The following is a 912-nucleotide window of genomic DNA, read 5'->3' on the forward strand; positions in this document are numbered from 1 at the left end:
TGTACGTTCCCTTCCTGCATTGCCAATCATTGAACAATCCTTCTTGATGCTCGTCACCATCTGGTGATTGCTGCTATTTCTGACGCTTTTTCAAGACCAAAACTGGTCGTATCAACCATTTGTTGGGTATCATCAGGTATCTCTTCATGGATGAGGCACGCGCCTGTGATCACTCCCTTCACCTATCTTCCTCCTGCTATTGAAAGCCGGGATGCCACGCTGGCCGAAGCCCTTTCCCAAGGGCTGCCGTTGCAACTGCTGCTGATCGCCGAAGAGCAGAAGGAGTCTTTACTTTCGCTGACCGCTCTTGCGGGTCTCCAGACCCAGCTTGCGCTGGGGAAAAAGGCGCCCTTTACCCTGATGCACGGCAATACCCTGTTGCAGGTGATGTTTGTGGCCGGCAGTGTGACGCGGGATCACCGCCTTTATAAACAGATCAGAGGCTGGATTGCTCCTCTTTCTGGGCTTAATGTGGAGCGGCTCGGGCTACATCTGGAAGGTTTTTCTCCCTCCGAGCGAGTGATGCTGGCCGAAGTGATGTTGTCAGCCCTGCTTGCCGCCAATATTTCGTTGCCCACCAGCAAGCGCCGCAGTGAAAGCAGCTGGAGCTATCAGCAGATCAAGGTTTCACCCTCGGTGGTGCTGGACTTGGCACGCCTTTACAGCGAAGCGGGGGGCAACGGGCTGGCTCGCCATCTGGCGGTGTTGCCTGCCTCCGAGCTGACGGCCGCCAGCTATTGCGAGTTTGTCAGCAAGCTGGCGCAAGATGAGGGGTGGCAGTGCCATCACTATGATCAGGCGCAGCTGGCCGAGCTGGGGGCGGGGGCGTTTCTGGCTGTTGCTCGTGGCTCGGAAGACAATCAGGGGGCCATGGTCAAGCTCAGCTATTATCCACCCAAGCCGGTGCGCCGC

General features: G+C 57.0%; 1 pseudogene. It reads left to right on the forward strand.

The annotated features are described in order from the left end of the window. Positions 1-165 precede the first annotated feature (165 nt). Positions 166-912: pseudogene (locus tag DBR30_RS21785) on the forward strand (M17 family metallopeptidase); the annotation flags it as partial.

Origin of the sequence: Aeromonas sp. HMWF017 (genome assembly GCF_003061465.1) — a bacterium.
GTDB classification, from domain to species: Bacteria; Pseudomonadota; Gammaproteobacteria; order Enterobacterales; family Aeromonadaceae; genus Aeromonas; species Aeromonas veronii.